This is a genomic window from Herbidospora cretacea (assembly GCF_001570605.1).
GTDB lineage: Bacteria > Actinomycetota > Actinomycetes > Streptosporangiales > Streptosporangiaceae > Herbidospora > Herbidospora cretacea.
Map to the genome: position 1 here is coordinate 1 of NZ_BBXG01000026.1, position 14,725 is coordinate 14,725.

15 protein-coding genes are annotated in these 14,725 nt (G+C 71.0%); 2 read left to right on the forward strand and 13 right to left on the reverse strand.

Annotation, left to right across the window (positions count from 1 at the left end):
- The 13 genes from AW270_RS33825 to pyrG all read right to left on the reverse strand — a co-directional run.
- Positions 1–644 (reverse strand): response regulator transcription factor (locus AW270_RS33825; protein ID WP_061300304.1); only part of this gene is annotated, 644 nt, incomplete at its 3' end.
- Positions 635–1,882: a sensor histidine kinase gene (locus tag AW270_RS33830; RefSeq protein ID WP_061300210.1), complete on the reverse strand. Its 1,248-nt coding sequence runs from the start codon at positions 1,880–1,882 to the stop codon at positions 635–637. The genes AW270_RS33825 and AW270_RS33830, both read right to left, overlap by 10 nt.
- Before the next feature lie 110 nt (positions 1,883–1,992).
- A complete protein-coding gene (gene der / locus AW270_RS33835) occupies positions 1,993–3,396 on the reverse strand; it encodes a ribosome biogenesis GTPase Der (RefSeq protein WP_082802046.1) in 1,404 nt (467 codons plus the stop codon).
- A gap of 16 nt (positions 3,397–3,412) precedes the next feature.
- Positions 3,413–4,069 (reverse strand): (d)CMP kinase, encoded by a 657-nt coding sequence (gene cmk / locus AW270_RS33840; RefSeq protein ID WP_061300306.1) that lies wholly within the window; start codon positions 4,067–4,069, stop codon positions 3,413–3,415.
- A 101-nt stretch (positions 4,070–4,170) separates the two neighbouring features.
- Complete coding sequence (locus tag AW270_RS33845) at positions 4,171–5,259, reverse strand: prephenate dehydrogenase (RefSeq protein ID WP_061300211.1); 1,089 nt, start codon at positions 5,257–5,259, stop codon at positions 4,171–4,173.
- A gap of 20 nt (positions 5,260–5,279) precedes the next feature.
- Entirely contained in the window at positions 5,280–5,639 is a 360-nt protein-coding gene (gene aroH, locus AW270_RS33850; RefSeq protein WP_061300212.1) for a chorismate mutase, read from the reverse strand.
- Between the two features lie 30 nt (positions 5,640–5,669).
- Positions 5,670–7,640: a pseudouridine synthase gene (locus tag AW270_RS42325; protein ID WP_157523038.1), complete on the reverse strand. Its 1,971-nt coding sequence runs from the start codon at positions 7,638–7,640 to the stop codon at positions 5,670–5,672.
- Positions 7,637–8,161, reverse strand: a complete 525-nt coding sequence (gene scpB, locus AW270_RS33860) for an SMC-Scp complex subunit ScpB (RefSeq protein WP_082802058.1) — start codon at positions 8,159–8,161, stop codon at positions 7,637–7,639. Before scpB ends, AW270_RS42325 begins: the two co-directional genes overlap by 4 nt.
- 22 nt (positions 8,162–8,183) lie before the next feature.
- A complete protein-coding gene (locus tag AW270_RS33865; protein ID WP_061300214.1) occupies positions 8,184–9,023 on the reverse strand; it encodes a segregation and condensation protein A in 840 nt (279 codons plus the stop codon).
- 51 nt (positions 9,024–9,074) lie between these two features.
- Positions 9,075–9,965, reverse strand: coding sequence for a ParA family protein (locus AW270_RS33870; protein ID WP_061300215.1), 891 nt, complete (start codon positions 9,963–9,965; stop codon positions 9,075–9,077).
- A 103-nt stretch (positions 9,966–10,068) separates the two neighbouring features.
- On the reverse strand, positions 10,069–10,986 hold the full coding sequence (xerD, locus tag AW270_RS33875) for a site-specific tyrosine recombinase XerD (protein ID WP_061300216.1): 918 nt from the start codon (positions 10,984–10,986) through the stop codon (positions 10,069–10,071).
- Between the two features lie 15 nt (positions 10,987–11,001).
- Positions 11,002–11,613, reverse strand: a complete 612-nt coding sequence (locus AW270_RS33880; protein ID WP_439649100.1) for an NUDIX domain-containing protein — start codon at positions 11,611–11,613, stop codon at positions 11,002–11,004.
- Positions 11,610–13,271, reverse strand: coding sequence for a CTP synthase (gene pyrG / locus AW270_RS33885; protein WP_061300217.1), 1,662 nt, complete (start codon positions 13,269–13,271; stop codon positions 11,610–11,612). Before pyrG ends, AW270_RS33880 begins: the two co-directional genes overlap by 4 nt.
- Positions 13,272–13,407: 136 nt before the next feature.
- Here pyrG and AW270_RS33890 point away from each other — a divergent pair, with 136 nt between their 5' ends.
- Together AW270_RS33890 and AW270_RS33895 are read left to right on the forward strand one after the other, a co-directional pair.
- Positions 13,408–14,076, forward strand: a complete 669-nt coding sequence (locus AW270_RS33890) for an acyltransferase (protein ID WP_061300218.1) — start codon at positions 13,408–13,410, stop codon at positions 14,074–14,076.
- A 39-nt stretch (positions 14,077–14,115) separates the two neighbouring features.
- Positions 14,116–14,718, forward strand: a complete 603-nt coding sequence (locus AW270_RS33895; protein WP_061300219.1) for a DUF4126 domain-containing protein — start codon at positions 14,116–14,118, stop codon at positions 14,716–14,718.
- Positions 14,719–14,725: the final 7 nt, after the last annotated feature.

Below are 14,725 nucleotides of genomic sequence, written 5' to 3' on the forward strand. Positions count from 1 at the left end.
GAGCGCAGGAAGGCCAGCACCGCGAGCACCCGGCGGTGCTGGTCGGCGTCGTCGGCGTAGAGGCCGAGCTTGGCGAAGATCGAGCGGATGTGCTTCTCCACCGCGCCCTCGCTGACCACCAGCTGGCGGCCGATCGCCGGGTTGGAGCGGCCCTCGGCCATCAGCTCCAGCACCTCGCGCTCGCGGGGGGTCAGCGTCGTGACCGGGTCGTCGCGGCGGCGGCGGACCATGAGCTGCGAGACGACCTGCGGGTCGAAGACGGTCCCCCCGGAGGCGACCCGGCGCAGCCCCGCCAGGAACTCGTCGACGTCGATCACGCGGTCCTTGAGCAGGTAGCCGACCCCGCCCCGGGCGTCGGCCAGGAGGTCGTCGGCGTAGGAGACCTCGACGTACTGGGACAGGATGAGGATCGGCGCGCCCGGCACCTTCCGGCGGGCCGCCACGGCGGCGCGCAGGCCCTCGTCGGTGAAGGTCGGCGGCATCCGCACGTCGACCACGGACACGTCCGGCTGATGCGCCGCGACGGCGGCCACGAGCTCCTCGCCCGTGCCCACCGTCGCGACCACCTCGCAGCCGAACTCCTCGAGGAGGCGGACCAGCCCCTCCCGGATGAGCACGGCGTCGTCGGCCACCACTACCCGCACGGAACCTCCGCCACGATCAGGGTCGGTCCCCCGGTCGGGGACTGAACGGAAAGCTCGCCGTCGACCGCGCGCAGCCGGTCGGCCAGACCGGACAGCCCGTGGCCCTTGGCGACGTGGGCGCCGCCGACCCCGTCGTCGCCGATGGTCAGCAGCAGCGAGTCGCCCATGCGCTCCAGCATGACCCGGCACACGGTGGCCCGGCTGTGCTTGGCGACGTTGGTGAGCGCCTCGGCGGTGACGAAGTAGACGGTGTTCTCGACCAGAGCCGCGAACCGCTCCTCGACCCGGACGTCGAGCTCGACCGGCACGGTGCACCGCGCCGCCAGCGCCGACAGCGCCGGGTTGAGCCCCCGGTCGGCCAGGATCGGCGGGGCGATCCCCCGCGACAGGGCCCGCAACTCGTCGAGCGTCTCACGGGTGGCGGTGATCGCCTGCCCGATCGTCGTCGACGCCGCCTCGGCGTCGCGCTCCAGCAGCCGCTGGGCCCGCGACAGCTCCATCGCCAGGTGGACGAGCCGCTGCTGCGGGCCGTCGTGGATGTCCCGCTCCAGCCGCCGGAGCGCGTCGGCCTCGGCGTGGGCGGCGGCGTGCCGGCCCTCGGTCAGGTGGTCGATGCGGCCCTGCAGCTCGGCCATGCCGCTGAGCATCGTGCGGCCCAGGTTGGCCTGCAGCGTGGCCATGAACCGGATCACCGGGAAGATCGCCAGAATCGCGACCACGCCCAGCACCGCGTAGAACAGGGTGTTGGTGAGGTAGCCGTCGCCCAGGCCCAGCAGTTCGGGTAGCTCCTTGTTCCCCGGGATCCGGCTGGTGAACCAGCCCCAGAGGGGATAGGTCACCCCGCCCAGCACCAGCCCCCACAGCGCGACCGACACGCAGAACGTGGCGATCGCGACCGGGAACACGATGAACAGGTGCAGCGCGTCCAGCCACGACTGCGGGGTCATGAGGGGGTTGATCAACCGGCGGACCCACCCGGCGCCGGCGGGCGGCTCCGGATAGCGCGGACGGTGGACCGGCCGGTCGAGGACCAGCGCGATGCGACCTCGTTCGAGGTCGCCGAACAGCCGGGCGACGAGCAGGGTGACCGCGAGGACGGCCACCCCGACGCCGACGACGACGGTCCCGGTTCCGGCGGAGAGCCCGGCGACCATCAGGCAGAACGCGACCGTCGCCAAGGGGAAGCCCAGCATCAGGTAGCCGGTGTCGGCGGCCAGGCGGCGCAGATGTGTTCTCATGCCCATCAACTTAGGAATCGGCGGCACTCCCCCACGATCCCGTGTGCACCCGGGCGATGGTAGGGCCTGCACCACCATTGCTGATTGCCGCGCCTCCGGCACGGCGGGCGCTACTTCTTGCGCTTCTCCCGGATCTTCATGGTGACCGCGATCGGGGAGCCCTCGAAACCGAACTCCTCGCGCAGCCGCCGCTCGATGAAGCGCCGGTAGGTCTCCTCAAGGAAGCCCGAGGTGAATAGCACGAACTTCGGCGGCTCGGTGGCCGCCTGGGTGGCGAAGAGGATCTTCGGCTGCTTGCCGCCCCGGACCGGCGGCGGCGTCGCCTGCACCAGCTCGGTGAGGAACTGGTTGAGCCGCGCCGTCGGCACCCGGGTCGTCCACGAGTCGATGGCCCGCTCCAGCGCGGGGACCAGCTTCTCGACGTGGCGGCCGGTCTTGGCGGAGATGTTGACCCGCAGCGCCCAGGGCGTGCGGACGAGCTGGCGCTCGATCTCCTTCTCCAGGTAGTAGCGCCGGTCCTCGTCGACCAGGTCCCACTTGTTGAACGCCACGACCATGGCCCGGCCCGACTCGATGACCAGCGAGATGATCCGCAGGTCCTGTTCGGTCAGCACGTCGGAGGCGTCGATCAGCACGATCGCCACCTCCGCCCGCTCCAGGGCGGCGCGGGTGCGCATGGCGGCGTAGAAGTCGGCGCCCTTGAGCTCGCGGTCGCGCCTTCGGATGCCGGCGGTGTCGATGAAGCGCCAGGTCACCCCGCCGAGCTCGACGAGCTCGTCGACCGGGTCACGGGTGGTGCCGGCCATCGGGTCGACCAGCACCCGCTCCTCACCGGCGACCCGGTTGAGCAGCGACGACTTGCCCACGTTGGGCTTGCCGAGCAGCGCCACCCGGCGCGGGCCGCGCTCCTCGCCGAACTTCAGCGGCGGCGTCTCGGGCAGCGCGTCGAGCACCACGTCGAGCAGGTCGCCGCTGGAGCGGCCGTGGAGGGCCGAGACGGGGTGGGGCTTGCCGAGGCCGAGCGACCACAGTTCGGTGGCCTCCAGCTCGACGAGCTGGTTGTCGACCTTGTTGGCGGCCAGCACGACCGGCTTGCCGGCCTTGCGCAGCACCCCGCTGACGGCCTCGTCGGAGTCGGTGACCCCCACGGTGGCGTCGACCACGAACAGGATCACGTCGGCCAGCTCGGCCGCGATCTGCGCCTGTTCGGCGATCTTCAGGGCCATGCCGGTGGCGTCGGGGTCCCACCCGCCGGTGTCGACCAGCGTGAACCGGCGGCCCCGCCAGTTGGCGTCGTAGGTGACCCGGTCGCGGGTCACGCCGGGCACGTCTTCGACGACCGCCTCCCGGCGGCCGATGATGCGGTTGACCAGGGTCGACTTGCCCACGTTGGGGCGACCCACCACCGCCACGACGGGTAGCGGACCCGAATCGGGTTCCTCGTCGTGACCTCCCTCGTCGAGGGTGGCCAGCTCGGACTCGATCCAGCCGTCGTCGTCGTACTCCGCGCTCATCGCGGCATTCCTCCTGTCAGCGCGCCTCGATCGGGGCGCGCTCCTTCACGAGCCGCAGGATCTCGGCGATGACCTCGTCGAGCCCCAGCTCAGTGGTGTCGACCTCGACCGCGTCGGCGGCCATGGTGAGCGGGTCGGCCTTCCGGGTGGAGTCGAGGGTGTCGCGGCGGGCCATGTCGGCCACCTGCGCCTCGACGGTCGACCCGGTCAGCTCGGCGTTGCGCCGGCGCGCGCGGGCCTCGGCGCTGGCGGTCAGGTAGATCTTGACGGGGGCCTGGGGGGCGACGACGGTGCCGATGTCCCGGCCCTCGACGACCATGCCCCCGGGGGTGGCGGCGATCAGCTCCCGCTGGAGGGCGACCAGGCGGGCGCGGACCTCCGGCACCGCCGCGACCGCCGACACGGCGCCGGTCACGACCGCCTCCCGGATGGGGGCGTTGACGTCGGTCCCGTCGACGGTGACGCCGGACTTCTCCGGGTCGGTGGACATCTCCAGCACGGGCTCGGCCGCGCGGGCCGCGATGGTCTCGGCGTCGGCCGGGTCGATGCCCTGGTCGAGCACCCACCAGGTGACCGCCCGGTACATCGCCCCCGTGTCGAGGTAACGCAGGCCCAGCGCGCGGGCCACCCCGCGGGACGCGCTCGACTTGCCCGACCCCGAAGGCCCGTCCATGGCGACGACCAGACCCGGCACGGTCCACTCCCCTGTTCTCGTGTGTGTTGCGACTCCAGAAGGCTACCGGCGCGCGGACCCCGCGCCGACAGCCTTCACGCTCAGCCCTGCAGCTGCCATCCCTGCGCCCGCAGCGCCGCGGCGAAGGTCGCCGCCGCCTCGGGCTGCACCGACAGCTCCACCGCGCCCAGGGGCAGCCCCGGCACGTGCTCCAGGCGCACGTCCTCGATGCTGACCCCGGCCTGCTCCGCGACCTGGAAGAGCCGCGCCAGCTCGCCGGGGCGGTCGCCGATGACCACCTGGACGACCGCGTAGGTGCGGGCGGGGCCGCCGTGCTTGCCGGGGATGCGGCCGGTGCCGGCCGCGCCCCGCTGGAGCAGGTCGGTCACCTCGTCCATGGACGTTCCCTCGATCGCGAACTCGCGCAGCGACCGGGCCGCCGTCCGGAGATCGGCCGCGACCGCCTCCAGGACCTCCGCCACGGGCGTGGCGTTGCCGGACAGGATCCCCGTCCACAGACCGGGATCGCCGGCCGCGATGCGGGTCACGTCGCGGACGCCCTGCCCGCTCAGGCCGAGCGCCGTGTCGGTGGCGTCGGTCAGCCGGGCGGCCACCGCGGCGGCCGTCACGTGAGGGGCGTGGGAGATCACCGCGACCGCGCGGTCGTGCTCCTCGGCCCCGATCGTCACCGCGTTGGCCCCGCAGAGCGCGACCATCTCGTACACGGCGTCCCTGGCCTGCGGGCTCGACTCGATGGTCGGGCACAGGGCCCAGGGCCGCCCGAGGAACAGGTCGCCCCGGGCCGCCCCCGGGCCGGACTTCTCACGCCCGGCCAGCGGATGGCCCGCCACGAAGACCGACATGTCACACCCGAGCACGGCCGCCTGGGAGATCGGCAGCGCCTTCACGCTGGCCACGTCGGTGTAGAACCGCGCGGCCTCGCGCTTCTGCAGTTCGAGCAGCTGGTCGGCGATGAACTGCGGCGGCACCGCGACGACCGCGATGTCGGCCCGTTCGCCGCCGTCCCAGGGGTCACCGGCCCCCAGTTCGCTGGCCAGCCGCGCGGCCCCCGGGTCACGGTCGGCCAGCAGCACCCTGATGTCACGGCGGCGCAGTGCCAGCGCCAGCGACGTGCCGATGAGGCCCGTGCCGACGACCAGGGCACTGGTCAGTGAGCCACCCTCGGTCATGAATTACCTCGGTGATCTGTCTATTGAGCGATGTCGACCCGCAGCGCGATCGCGCCGCGCAGGTAGACGTGGTGGATCTCCTGGCGCGGCCGGTCGACGGAGATGTGGGCCATCAGCCGCACGACGCGGGGCAGCGCGCCCGGCACGTCGATCTCGGTGGCGCAGATCAGCGGCACGTCGTGGAAGCCCAGCTTACGGGCGGCCAGTGCCGGGAACTCGGCGGTCAGGTCGGGCGTGGCGGTGAAGATCACACTGATGACGTCGTCGGTGGTGAGCCGGTTTCGCTCCATCACCTCGGTGACCAGCTCGGTCGTACCCGTGATGATCGACTCACGATCGTTCCCGTCGACCTGGATCGCGCCGCGGACCGCCCTGACCATGCCTGACTCCTATCTGATCGTCCGCAAAGGTTACAGCTTGACGGATGCGTAGAGCTCGCCCACCTCGTGGAGGCTGAGCGCGCGGATCGTGCCCGGCTTGAGCCGGCCGAGCTTGACCGGCCCGAACTCGATGCGGGCCAGGTCGATCACGCGGTGCCCGGTCTCCTCCAGCAGGCGGCGCACGATGTGCTTGCGCCCCTCGTGCAGCACGATCTCGACGAGCGCCTGCTGCCCGTGCTCCTGGACGACGTTGAAGGAGTCGACCTTGGCCAGGCCGTCCTCCAGCTCGATCCCGGCGCGCAGCGTGCGGTGCAGGTCGCGCTCGATCGGACCGGGGACCTTGGCCCAGTACTTCTTCGACACCCCGTAGCTGGGGTGGGTCAGCCGGTGGGCCAGCTCACCGTCGTTGGTGAGCAGCAGCAGCCCCTCGGTCTCGGTGTCGAGCCGCCCGACGTGGAACAGGCGAGGAGCCAGTTCCTGGACGTAGTCCGCCAGGCACGGCCGCCCCTCCGGGTCCTCCATCGTGGAGACGACGCCGATGGGCTTGTTGAGGGCGTAGTAGACGAGGTCGGGCGCGGTCGGGATGCGCTTGCCGTCGACGTGGATGATCTGCTTGGCCGGGTCGACCCGGGCGCCGAACCGGCGCACGACCTGCCCGTCGACCGTGACGCGGCCCTCGCCGATCATGTCCTCGCAGGCCCGCCGCGACGCGACGCCCGCCTGCGCGAGCACCTTCTGCAGCCGCTCGCCGCCGGGGACCTCGGTGGTGTCACGCTCGTCGGTGTAGCCGGGCTCCCAGAACTCGGGGTCCCGCTTCGGCTGAGCCGAGGTCTTGAAAGGCTGCGCCGCCGCCTTGGGCCGGGTCGGCTTGCCCACGGTCTGCACGTCGTCACGACGCCCCGCCCGCATCGGCCGCTCGACCTTGCCGAACCGCGCCCTGGACCCCCCGGCGGCGGGGTTGCCCCGCTCGTCCCGGGACTCGAAGGACCGCTGAGGCCGGTCATCACCGGAAGACCGCTGAGGCCGGTCGCCACCGAAGGACCGCTGAGGCCGGTCGCCGCCAGAGGACCGCTGGGGCCGGTCGGAACCGTAGGAACGCTGCGGCCGGTCATCGCCGTAAGAGCGCTGAGGCCGATCGGAGCCGGCAGAGCGCTGCGGCCGGTCATCGCCGTAGGAACGCTGCGGCCGGTCGTCACCGAAGGACCGCTGGGGCCGGTCGGAACCGTAAGAGCGCTGCGGGCGGTCGGAGCCGTAGGAACGCTGCGGCCGGTCGTCGCCATAAGACCGCTGAGGCCGGTCATCGCCGTAGGACCGCTGCGGCCGGTCGCCGTAAGGGCGGTCGTCGCGGGAAGGACGGTCACCGCCGAAAGAACGCTGCGGCCGGTCGCCGTAGGGGCGGTCGTCGCGAGCGGGGCGGTCACCGCCGAAAGAACGCTGCGGCCGGTCGCCATAGGGCCGGTCGGAGCGAGGGCGGTCGTCGCGGGAAGGACGGTCACCGCCGAAGGAACGCTGCGGGCGGTCGCCGTAGGAGCGGGACCGGTCGTCGCGCCCGGACCGGTCGCCGTAGGGACGGTCGGAGCGGGGACGGTCGTCACGGGAAGGACGGTCGCCGAACGAGCGCGGGCGGTCGTCGCGGGCCGGGCGGTCGCCGAAGGTGCGGGTGCCGTCGTCGCGGGCGGGACGGTCGCCGTAGGGACGGTCGGAGCGGGAGTCGCCGTCGCGGTAGGAACGCTGGGGCCGGTCGTCGCGGGAGCCGTAGCTCCGGTCGCCGCGCGGGGCGCGATCGTCGCGGGGGCGGAAGTCGCGGCCGCCGCGGTCGTCGCGGGAACCGCCCTTGTATCCGCCCGTCGAGCCGCCCGTGGAGCCGCCGCGGTCGTCGCGGGAGCCGAAGCCGCCGCGTTTGGCGGGGCCGCCGGAGCCGGTGGAGCGGGAGCCGGAGCGGCCCGCGCGGAAGGAGTTGCCTCGACCGCGTCCATCACCGGACGGGGTTCGCTTGTTCACTTGGATTGCTCCTCAAGAGTGTCGTCGTCGGGGAGGAAGGGCGCGAGTTCGGGAAGCTCGGAAAGGTCCCGCAGGCCCAGTCTCTCCATGAAGTAGCTGGTGGTCCGGTAGAGCACGGCCTGACTCTCCGGGTCGGTCCCGGCCTCCTCGACGAGGCCGCGGGCGGCGAGCGTGCGCATGACGCCGTCGCTGTTGACGCCGCGGATCGCCGCCACCCTGGCCCGGCTGACGGGCTGGCGGTAGGCGACCACGGCGAGGGTCTCCAGGGCGGCCTGGGTCAGCCGCGCCTGCTGGCCGTCGCGCACGAACCGCTCCACCAGGGGAGCGCACTCGGCGCGGGTGTAGAGGCGCCATCCTCCGGCGACCTCTCTCAGATCAAAACCCCTCCCGGCGGAGGTGTATTCCTCCGAGAGCTCCCGCAGGGCGGCCCCGATCTCGGCGGTCGGCCGTTCGAGCACCTGCGCGAGGGTGATCTCCTCGACGGGTTCGTCGACGACGAGCAGGATGGCCTCGAGCCCCATCGTGAGGTCGGAGACCGTCACTTCAGACACCGTCGCCCTCCTCTCGCCGCGTCTCGTCGTAGTCGTCGCCGACGAGCACGCTGCCGTCGGCCGTTCCGGTCCAGGTCACGTAGAGATCCCCCAGAGGCTCGGCCTGCTCGAAGGAGACCGCGGACTCGCGGAACAACTCCAGAACGGCGAGGAACCTCGCCACCACTTCGAAAGGGCCGGCGCAGTCGGAGGTCAGCGCCCGGAATGTCGCGGTGCCCGCCCGGCGCAACCGCTCGACCAGGATAGCGGCCTGTTCGCGTACCGAGGCGAGTGGTTGGTACATGTGGGTGACCGAGACGGTCGGCGGGAGCTTCGGCGTGAACGCCCGGCGGGCGATCTCGGCCAGCCGCTCGGGCCCGATCCCGAGCACGAGCTCGGGCAGCAGGTTGGCGAACGCCGGCTCCAGCGGCACCACGCGCGGGAACCGCAGCGCCTCCTCGGCCATCCGGCCCGCGAAGATCTTCGCCACCTCCTTGTACGCCCGGTATTGCAGCAACCGGGCGAACAGCAGGTCACGGGCCTCCAGCAGGGCCAGGTCCTCCTCGTCCTCCACCTCGCCGGAGGGCAGCAGCCGGGCCGCCTTGAGGTCGAGCAGGGTGGCCGCGACCAGCAGGAAGTGGCTCGTCTGGTCGAGGTCCCATTCGGGACCCCGGGAGCGGATGTAGGAGATGAACTCGTCGGTGACCTTGTGGAGCGACACCTCGGTGATGTCGAGCTTGTGCTTGGCGATCAGCCCGAGCAGCAGGTCGAAAGGGCCCTCGAACACTTCGAGATGGACGTGGAAGCCCACCTCTTCCGCATCGGGGGGCGCGCTGGTCTCCGGCTCGGTCACCGGGCCATTGTGCCGTGTCGCCGGGGCGGCCACACGGGCACGGGCCGGAACTCAGAGGCGGGCGGGCCAGCGGGCCAGCACCTCACGGGCCAGCTCGCGGTAGGCGGTGGCGCCCATCGAACCCGGGTCGAACTGGGTGATCGGCTCACCGGCCAGGGTCGCGTCGGGGAAGCGCACGGTCCGGTTGATGACGGTGTGGAACACCTTGTCGCCGAAGCCCTGCATGATCGTCGCGAGCACCTCGCGGGCGTGGAGGGTGCGGGGGTCGTACATGGTGGCGAGCAGGCCGTCGATCTCCAGCGACTTGTTGAGCCGCTCCTGGACCTTGGAGATCGACTCCATCAGCAGGGCCACGCCGCGCAGCGCGAAGAACTCGCACTCCAGGGGGATCATGACACTGTGGGCGCAGGTCAGCGCGTTGACCGTGAGCAGGCCGAGCGACGGCTGGCAGTCGATCAGGCAGATGTCGTAGTAGGGAAGCAGGGGCTCCAGGCTGCGCTGGAGGGCGTATTCCCGGGCGACCTCGTTGACCAGCCGGATCTCCGCGCCGGAGAGGAAGATGTTGCTGGGGAGCAGGTCCATGCCCTCGACGCTGGTGGCGAGCAGCGCGTCTTCGGCGGTGACGTCGGGCTCCTCCATGAGGAGGTCGTAGATCGTCGTCTCCAGGGGGCGGGGGTCGATGCCCAGGCCCACCGAGAGCGCGCCCTGCGGGTCGAAGTCGACCAGCAGGACCTTCTGACCGACCTCGGCTAACGCGGCCCCCAGGTTGATGGTGGTCGTCGTCTTGCCGACGCCGCCCTTCTGGTTCACCATCGCGACGACACGCGCCGGGCCGTGGTTCTCGGGCGCGGGCGGCTCGGGGAAGACGGGGCGGGGCCGCCCGGTCGGACCCAGGGCACCCGGGTTCCCCGCGGTCCACGTCTCGTCTGTGGTCGCAGTCACCTGTTGAACCTCCCTGACGGACCCGAATCGGACCGAATCTAGAGGGTAGTCACGTATGCGGCAAGGCGCCGCGCCTAAGCAAAGCCAGGGTAATGGAACTGAATCACCTGCGGGCACGGGGATGCGCGGCCGCGTACACCTCGCGGAGCCGGTCGACGGTCACCAGGGTGTAGACCTGGGTGGTGGTCACCGAGGCGTGGCCGAGCAGTTCCTGCACGACCCTGACGTCGGCGCCGCCGTCGAGAAGGTGGGTCGCGAACGAGTGGCGCAGCATGTGCGGGGACACCCCGGACAGACCGGCCCGCTCGGCCGCCGACTGGAGGACCTCCCAGGCCCCCTGCCGGGTCAGCCGGCCGCCCCGGGCGTTGAGGAACAGGGCGGGCGTCCCCCGGCCGTGAGAGGCGATCTGGGGGCGCGCCCGGACGAGATAGTCGTCCAGCGCCGACCGGGCGTAGCGGCCCAGCGGGACGATCCTGGTGGTGCCGCCCTTGCCGCGCAGCACCACCTGCGAGGCGGCGGCGATGTCGTCGACGGCCAGGCCGACGGCCTCGGAGATGCGGGCGCCGGTGCCGTACAGGACCTCCAGAAGAGCCCGGTTCCGGAACGTCAGGGGCGACTCGTCGGGACCCGAGGCGGCGATGAGGCGCTCGACGTCGTCGACGGTGATCGCCTTGGGCAGCCGCCGGAGGGTGCGCGGCGGCCGCACCTGGTTGGCCGGGTCGTGGCCCGCCACGCCCTCGCGCAGCGCGAACCGGTGGAGGCCCCGGACGGCCGAGACGGCCCGGGCCGCCGAACTGGCGACCAGGGCCGGATGATCGTCGTCGCCCTCGCGCAGCGCCGCCAGGAAGGCCACCACGTCGGCCTCGGCGACCTGGCCGATGGAGGCCAGGCCGCGCGAGGACAGATGGTCGACGTAACGCCGCAGGTCACGGCGGTATGAGGCCAGCGTGTTCGCCGAAAGGCCCCGCTCCACCGCCAGATGGGCGAGGTAGCTGGTGAGTACGGCTTCCGGCGAGCTCAGCGTAGATCCCCTGGTTCAGGCCTCCGGCGCGCCCGCGGCCCGCAGGCCCTTGTAGTCGTCGGAGGATGCGGCGTACGCGGCGAGAATACCGGCGATGGCGGGGGAATTGTGGATCATTCCGGCCAGCGCCTTCTCTACCGCTTCGTCCAGAGGTACCCATTCCACCGGCATGTCGATCTCTTCGTGATGCCGGACGTAGGTGTTCTCTTCGTCAGGAATCCTTTCCAGATCCCGGGCCAGGAAGACGCGGATGCGCTCGTCGCTCATGCCGGGCGAGGTGTAGAGATCCACCAGGGTGTGCCAGGTCGCGGCCCGGTATCCGGCCTCCTCCGCCAGCTCGCGGGCGGCGCAGTCGACCAGGGGCTCCCCGGGGACGTCCCGGATGCCCGCCGGGAGCTCCCACAGCAGTTTCCGCACGGGATGGCGGTACTGCCGCAGCAGCAGCACCCTCCCTTGGTCGTCGACCGCGGCCACGGCGACCGACCCGGGGTGCCTCACGTAGTCGCGGTCGGCGGTCTCCCCGCCGGGCATCACGACCGTGTCGGTCACGGCGGTGATGACCCGGGCCGAGAACCGCTCACGCGACCCGGTGACCTGCCACTTCTCGCCGACATCGGCGACGATCACTTGGCCTTCACCACCTTGGCGCGGCCCTCGGCGTAGGCGATCGAGGCCGCGATCAGGCCGCGGAACAGCGGGTGGGCCCGGGTCGGGCGCGAGCGGAACTCGGGGTGTGCCTGCGTCCCGATGAAGAAGGGATGCAGGTCGGAGGCCAGCTCGGCGTACTCGACCAGGCGGCCGTCGGGCGAGACCCCCGAGAAGACCACGCCGCACTTCTCCAGGCGCTCGCGGTAGGCGTTGTTCACCTCGTAGCGGTGGCGGTGGCGCTCGTCGGCCTTGGCCTTGCCGTAGAGCTGGCGGGCCAGCGAGCCCTCCCCCAGCTTGGCGGTGTAGATGCCCAGCCGCATGGTGCCGCCCATGTCGCGCTCACCGGCGACGACGTCCTCCTGGTCGGCCATCGTCGAGATGACCGGGTGTTTGACGTCGGGGTCGAACTCGGCGCTGTTGGCCCCCTCGATGCCGGCCAGGTTGCGGGCCGCCTCGATGACCATGCCCTGCATGCCCAGGCAGATGCCGAGCAGGGGGATCTTGTTCTCGCGGGCGTGCCGGATCGCGCCGATCTTGCCCTCGATCCCCCGCACGCCGAACCCCCCGGGGATGAGCACCCCGTCGACACCGTCGAGTTCGCGGGCCGCCCCTTCCTGGGTCTGGCAGTCGTCGCTGGTCACCCAGCGGATGTTGACCCGGGCGTCGTTGGCGAAGCCGCCGGCGCGCAGGGCCTCGGTGACCGACAGGTAGGCGTCGGGCAGGTCGACGTACTTGCCGACCAGCGCGATCGTGGCCTCCTTGGACGGCTTGTGGACGCGCTTGAGAAGTTCATCCCATTCGGTCCACTCGACGTCGCGGAACGGCAGGCCCAGGCGGCGCACGACGTAGGCGTCGAGGCCCTCGGCGTGCAGCACCTTGGGGATGTCGTAGATCGACGGGGCGTCGATCGCGGAGACGACGGCGTCCTCGTCGACGTCGCACATCAGGCTGATCTTGCGCTTGAGCGAGGTGGTGATCGGCCGGTCGGACCGGCAGACGATCGCGTCCGGCTGGATGCCGATGCTGCGCAGCGCGGCGACGGAGTGCTGGGTCGGCTTGGTCTTCAGCTCGCCGCTGGGCCCGATGTAGGGCAGCAGCGAGACGTGCAGGAAGAAGACGTTGTCGCGGCCCACCTCGTGGCGGACCTGGCGGACCGCCTCCAGGAAGGGCAGCGACTCGATGTCGCCGACGGTGCCGCCGACCTCGGTGATGACGACGTCGACGTCGGGGCCCGCCATCCCCCGGATGCGGTCTTTGATCTCGTTGGTGATGTGCGGGATGACCTGCACGGTGTCACCGAGATACTCGCCGCGCCGCTCTTTGGCGATGACGTTGGAGTAAACCTGGCCGGTCGTGACGTTCGCCGAACCGTGCAACTCGGTGTCGAGGAAACGTTCATAATGGCCGACGTCGAGGTCGGTCTCAGCGCCGTCATCGGTGACGAAGACCTCACCGTGCTGGAACGGATTCATCGTTCCGGGGTCGACGTTGAGGTAGGGGTCGAGTTTCTGCATTGTCACACGGAGCCCGCGGAGCTTCAGCAGCCGGCCGAGACTAGAGGCCGTGAGGCCCTTGCCGAGGCTGGAGGCGACGCCGCCGGTGACGAACAGGTGTTTGGTGCTAACGGCGTTTCGCAAGGAGTCTCCCGTGGTCCGAAAAAGTGTCGGCCATGTCCACGGGCTTCGAGCCTATCAAAGCCTGGTGTCCCCAGCCCACCCACGTGCGGTAACCCGCCATAGGCGGGGATTTCACAAGAAGGTAACTTGATCGGTTATGTCGATGCGGCAACGGTTGCTGGGCCGTCTGATCCACCGGGTGTGGGCGTACATCCGCGAGGCCGGGGCCATCACGCCCCACTCCACGGGCGGTTACCGTTTCCGCAGGCTGGGCGAGGGAGTGTGCATCGCCTTCCCGGTGGGGGCGATCTTCGGCGAGCGCTGGATCGAGATCGGCGACCACACCCTGATCGGCGAGCGGGTGTCGATCTCGGCCGGGATGTGGCCCGGCCTGGACCTGGGTCCCGACTCCCTCGTGCGGATCGGCGGATCGTGCTCGATCGGCCGCGGCACCCACATCGTCGGCCACCAGTCGATCGACATCGGCGACCACGTCTTCACCGGCCCGTACGTCTACATCACCGACCAGAACCACGTCTACGACGACCCTTCGATCCCGGTCGGGCGCCAGTGGCCGCGTAACAATCCGGTCAGCATCGGCGAGGGCTCCTGGCTCGGGACCGGGGCGATCATTCTGCCCGGGACGCGGATCGGCCGGCAGTGCGTCGTCGCAGGTGGGGCCGTGGTCCGAGGGGAGTTCCCGGATCACTGCGTGATCGCCGGGGTGCCCGCGAAGATCGTGCGGCGCTACTCCCCCGAGGAGGGCTGGGTGGCGCCGGAAGTCCGGTTGATGAGGATCGCGGGAAGTTCCGGGGATATTTCGTAATAGTGGGTCGTTGTCCCCTCGAAGGGAGATCGATCTGCTGTGTTCGCGACACTGACCGGGCTGGGGCTGTCGACGGCGGCCGGCCTGAACGCGTACATCCCGCTGATGGTCGTCGGGGTCCTGGCCAACGTGACCGACGCGATCAAACTGCCCGAGGAGTACGCCTGGCTGTCCAACGGATGGGTCCTGGGGATCATCGGCGTGCTGCTGCTGGCCGAGTTCGTCCTGGACAAGGTCCCGGTCGTCGACCATGTGAACGACATCATCCAGACCGCGGTCCGCCCCGCGGCCGGCGGCGTCGTCTTCAGCGCGACCTCGGCGGCCTCCCAGCTCGACAACTCAACGTGGATGGCCGAGCACCCGGCGGTCGGCTGGATGCTGGGCATCGTGACGGCCCTGATCGTCCACCTGGTCAAGTCGGGCACCCGCCCGGTGGTCAACGCCACGACGGCCGGCGTGGGGGCCCCGGTCGTGAGCACGGTCGAGGACGCCGGCTCCCTGTCGCTGAGCCTGGTGGCGGTGTTCCTGCCGGTGCTGGTGCTGGTCTTCCTGGCGGGGATGATCGCGATCGGCTGGGTAGCGGTACGGCGCATGAGACGCTTCAAACAGTCCCGGGCCCTGGCCAGAGCGGCCAGGACCTGACACCCGG

Bases quoted from the DNA above. Each gene is read 5' to 3' on its own strand.
- der (WP_082802046.1), bottom strand. From the start codon at position 3,396: ATGAGCGCGGAGTACGACGACGACGGCTGGATCGAGTCCGAGCTGGCC.
- AW270_RS33830 (WP_061300210.1), bottom strand. From the start codon at position 1,882: ATGAGAACACATCTGCGCCGCCTGGCCGCCGACACCGGCTACCTGATG.
- scpB (WP_082802058.1), bottom strand. From the start codon at position 8,161: ATGGGGCTCGAGGCCATCCTGCTCGTCGTCGACGAACCCGTCGAGGAG.
- cmk (WP_061300306.1), bottom strand. From the start codon at position 4,069: ATGGACGGGCCTTCGGGGTCGGGCAAGTCGAGCGCGTCCCGCGGGGTG.
- aroH (WP_061300212.1), bottom strand. From the start codon at position 5,639: ATGGTCAGGGCGGTCCGCGGCGCGATCCAGGTCGACGGGAACGATCGT.
- AW270_RS33845 (WP_061300211.1), bottom strand. From the start codon at position 5,259: ATGACCGAGGGTGGCTCACTGACCAGTGCCCTGGTCGTCGGCACGGGC.
- AW270_RS33890 (WP_061300218.1), top strand. From the start codon at position 13,408: ATGTCGATGCGGCAACGGTTGCTGGGCCGTCTGATCCACCGGGTGTGG.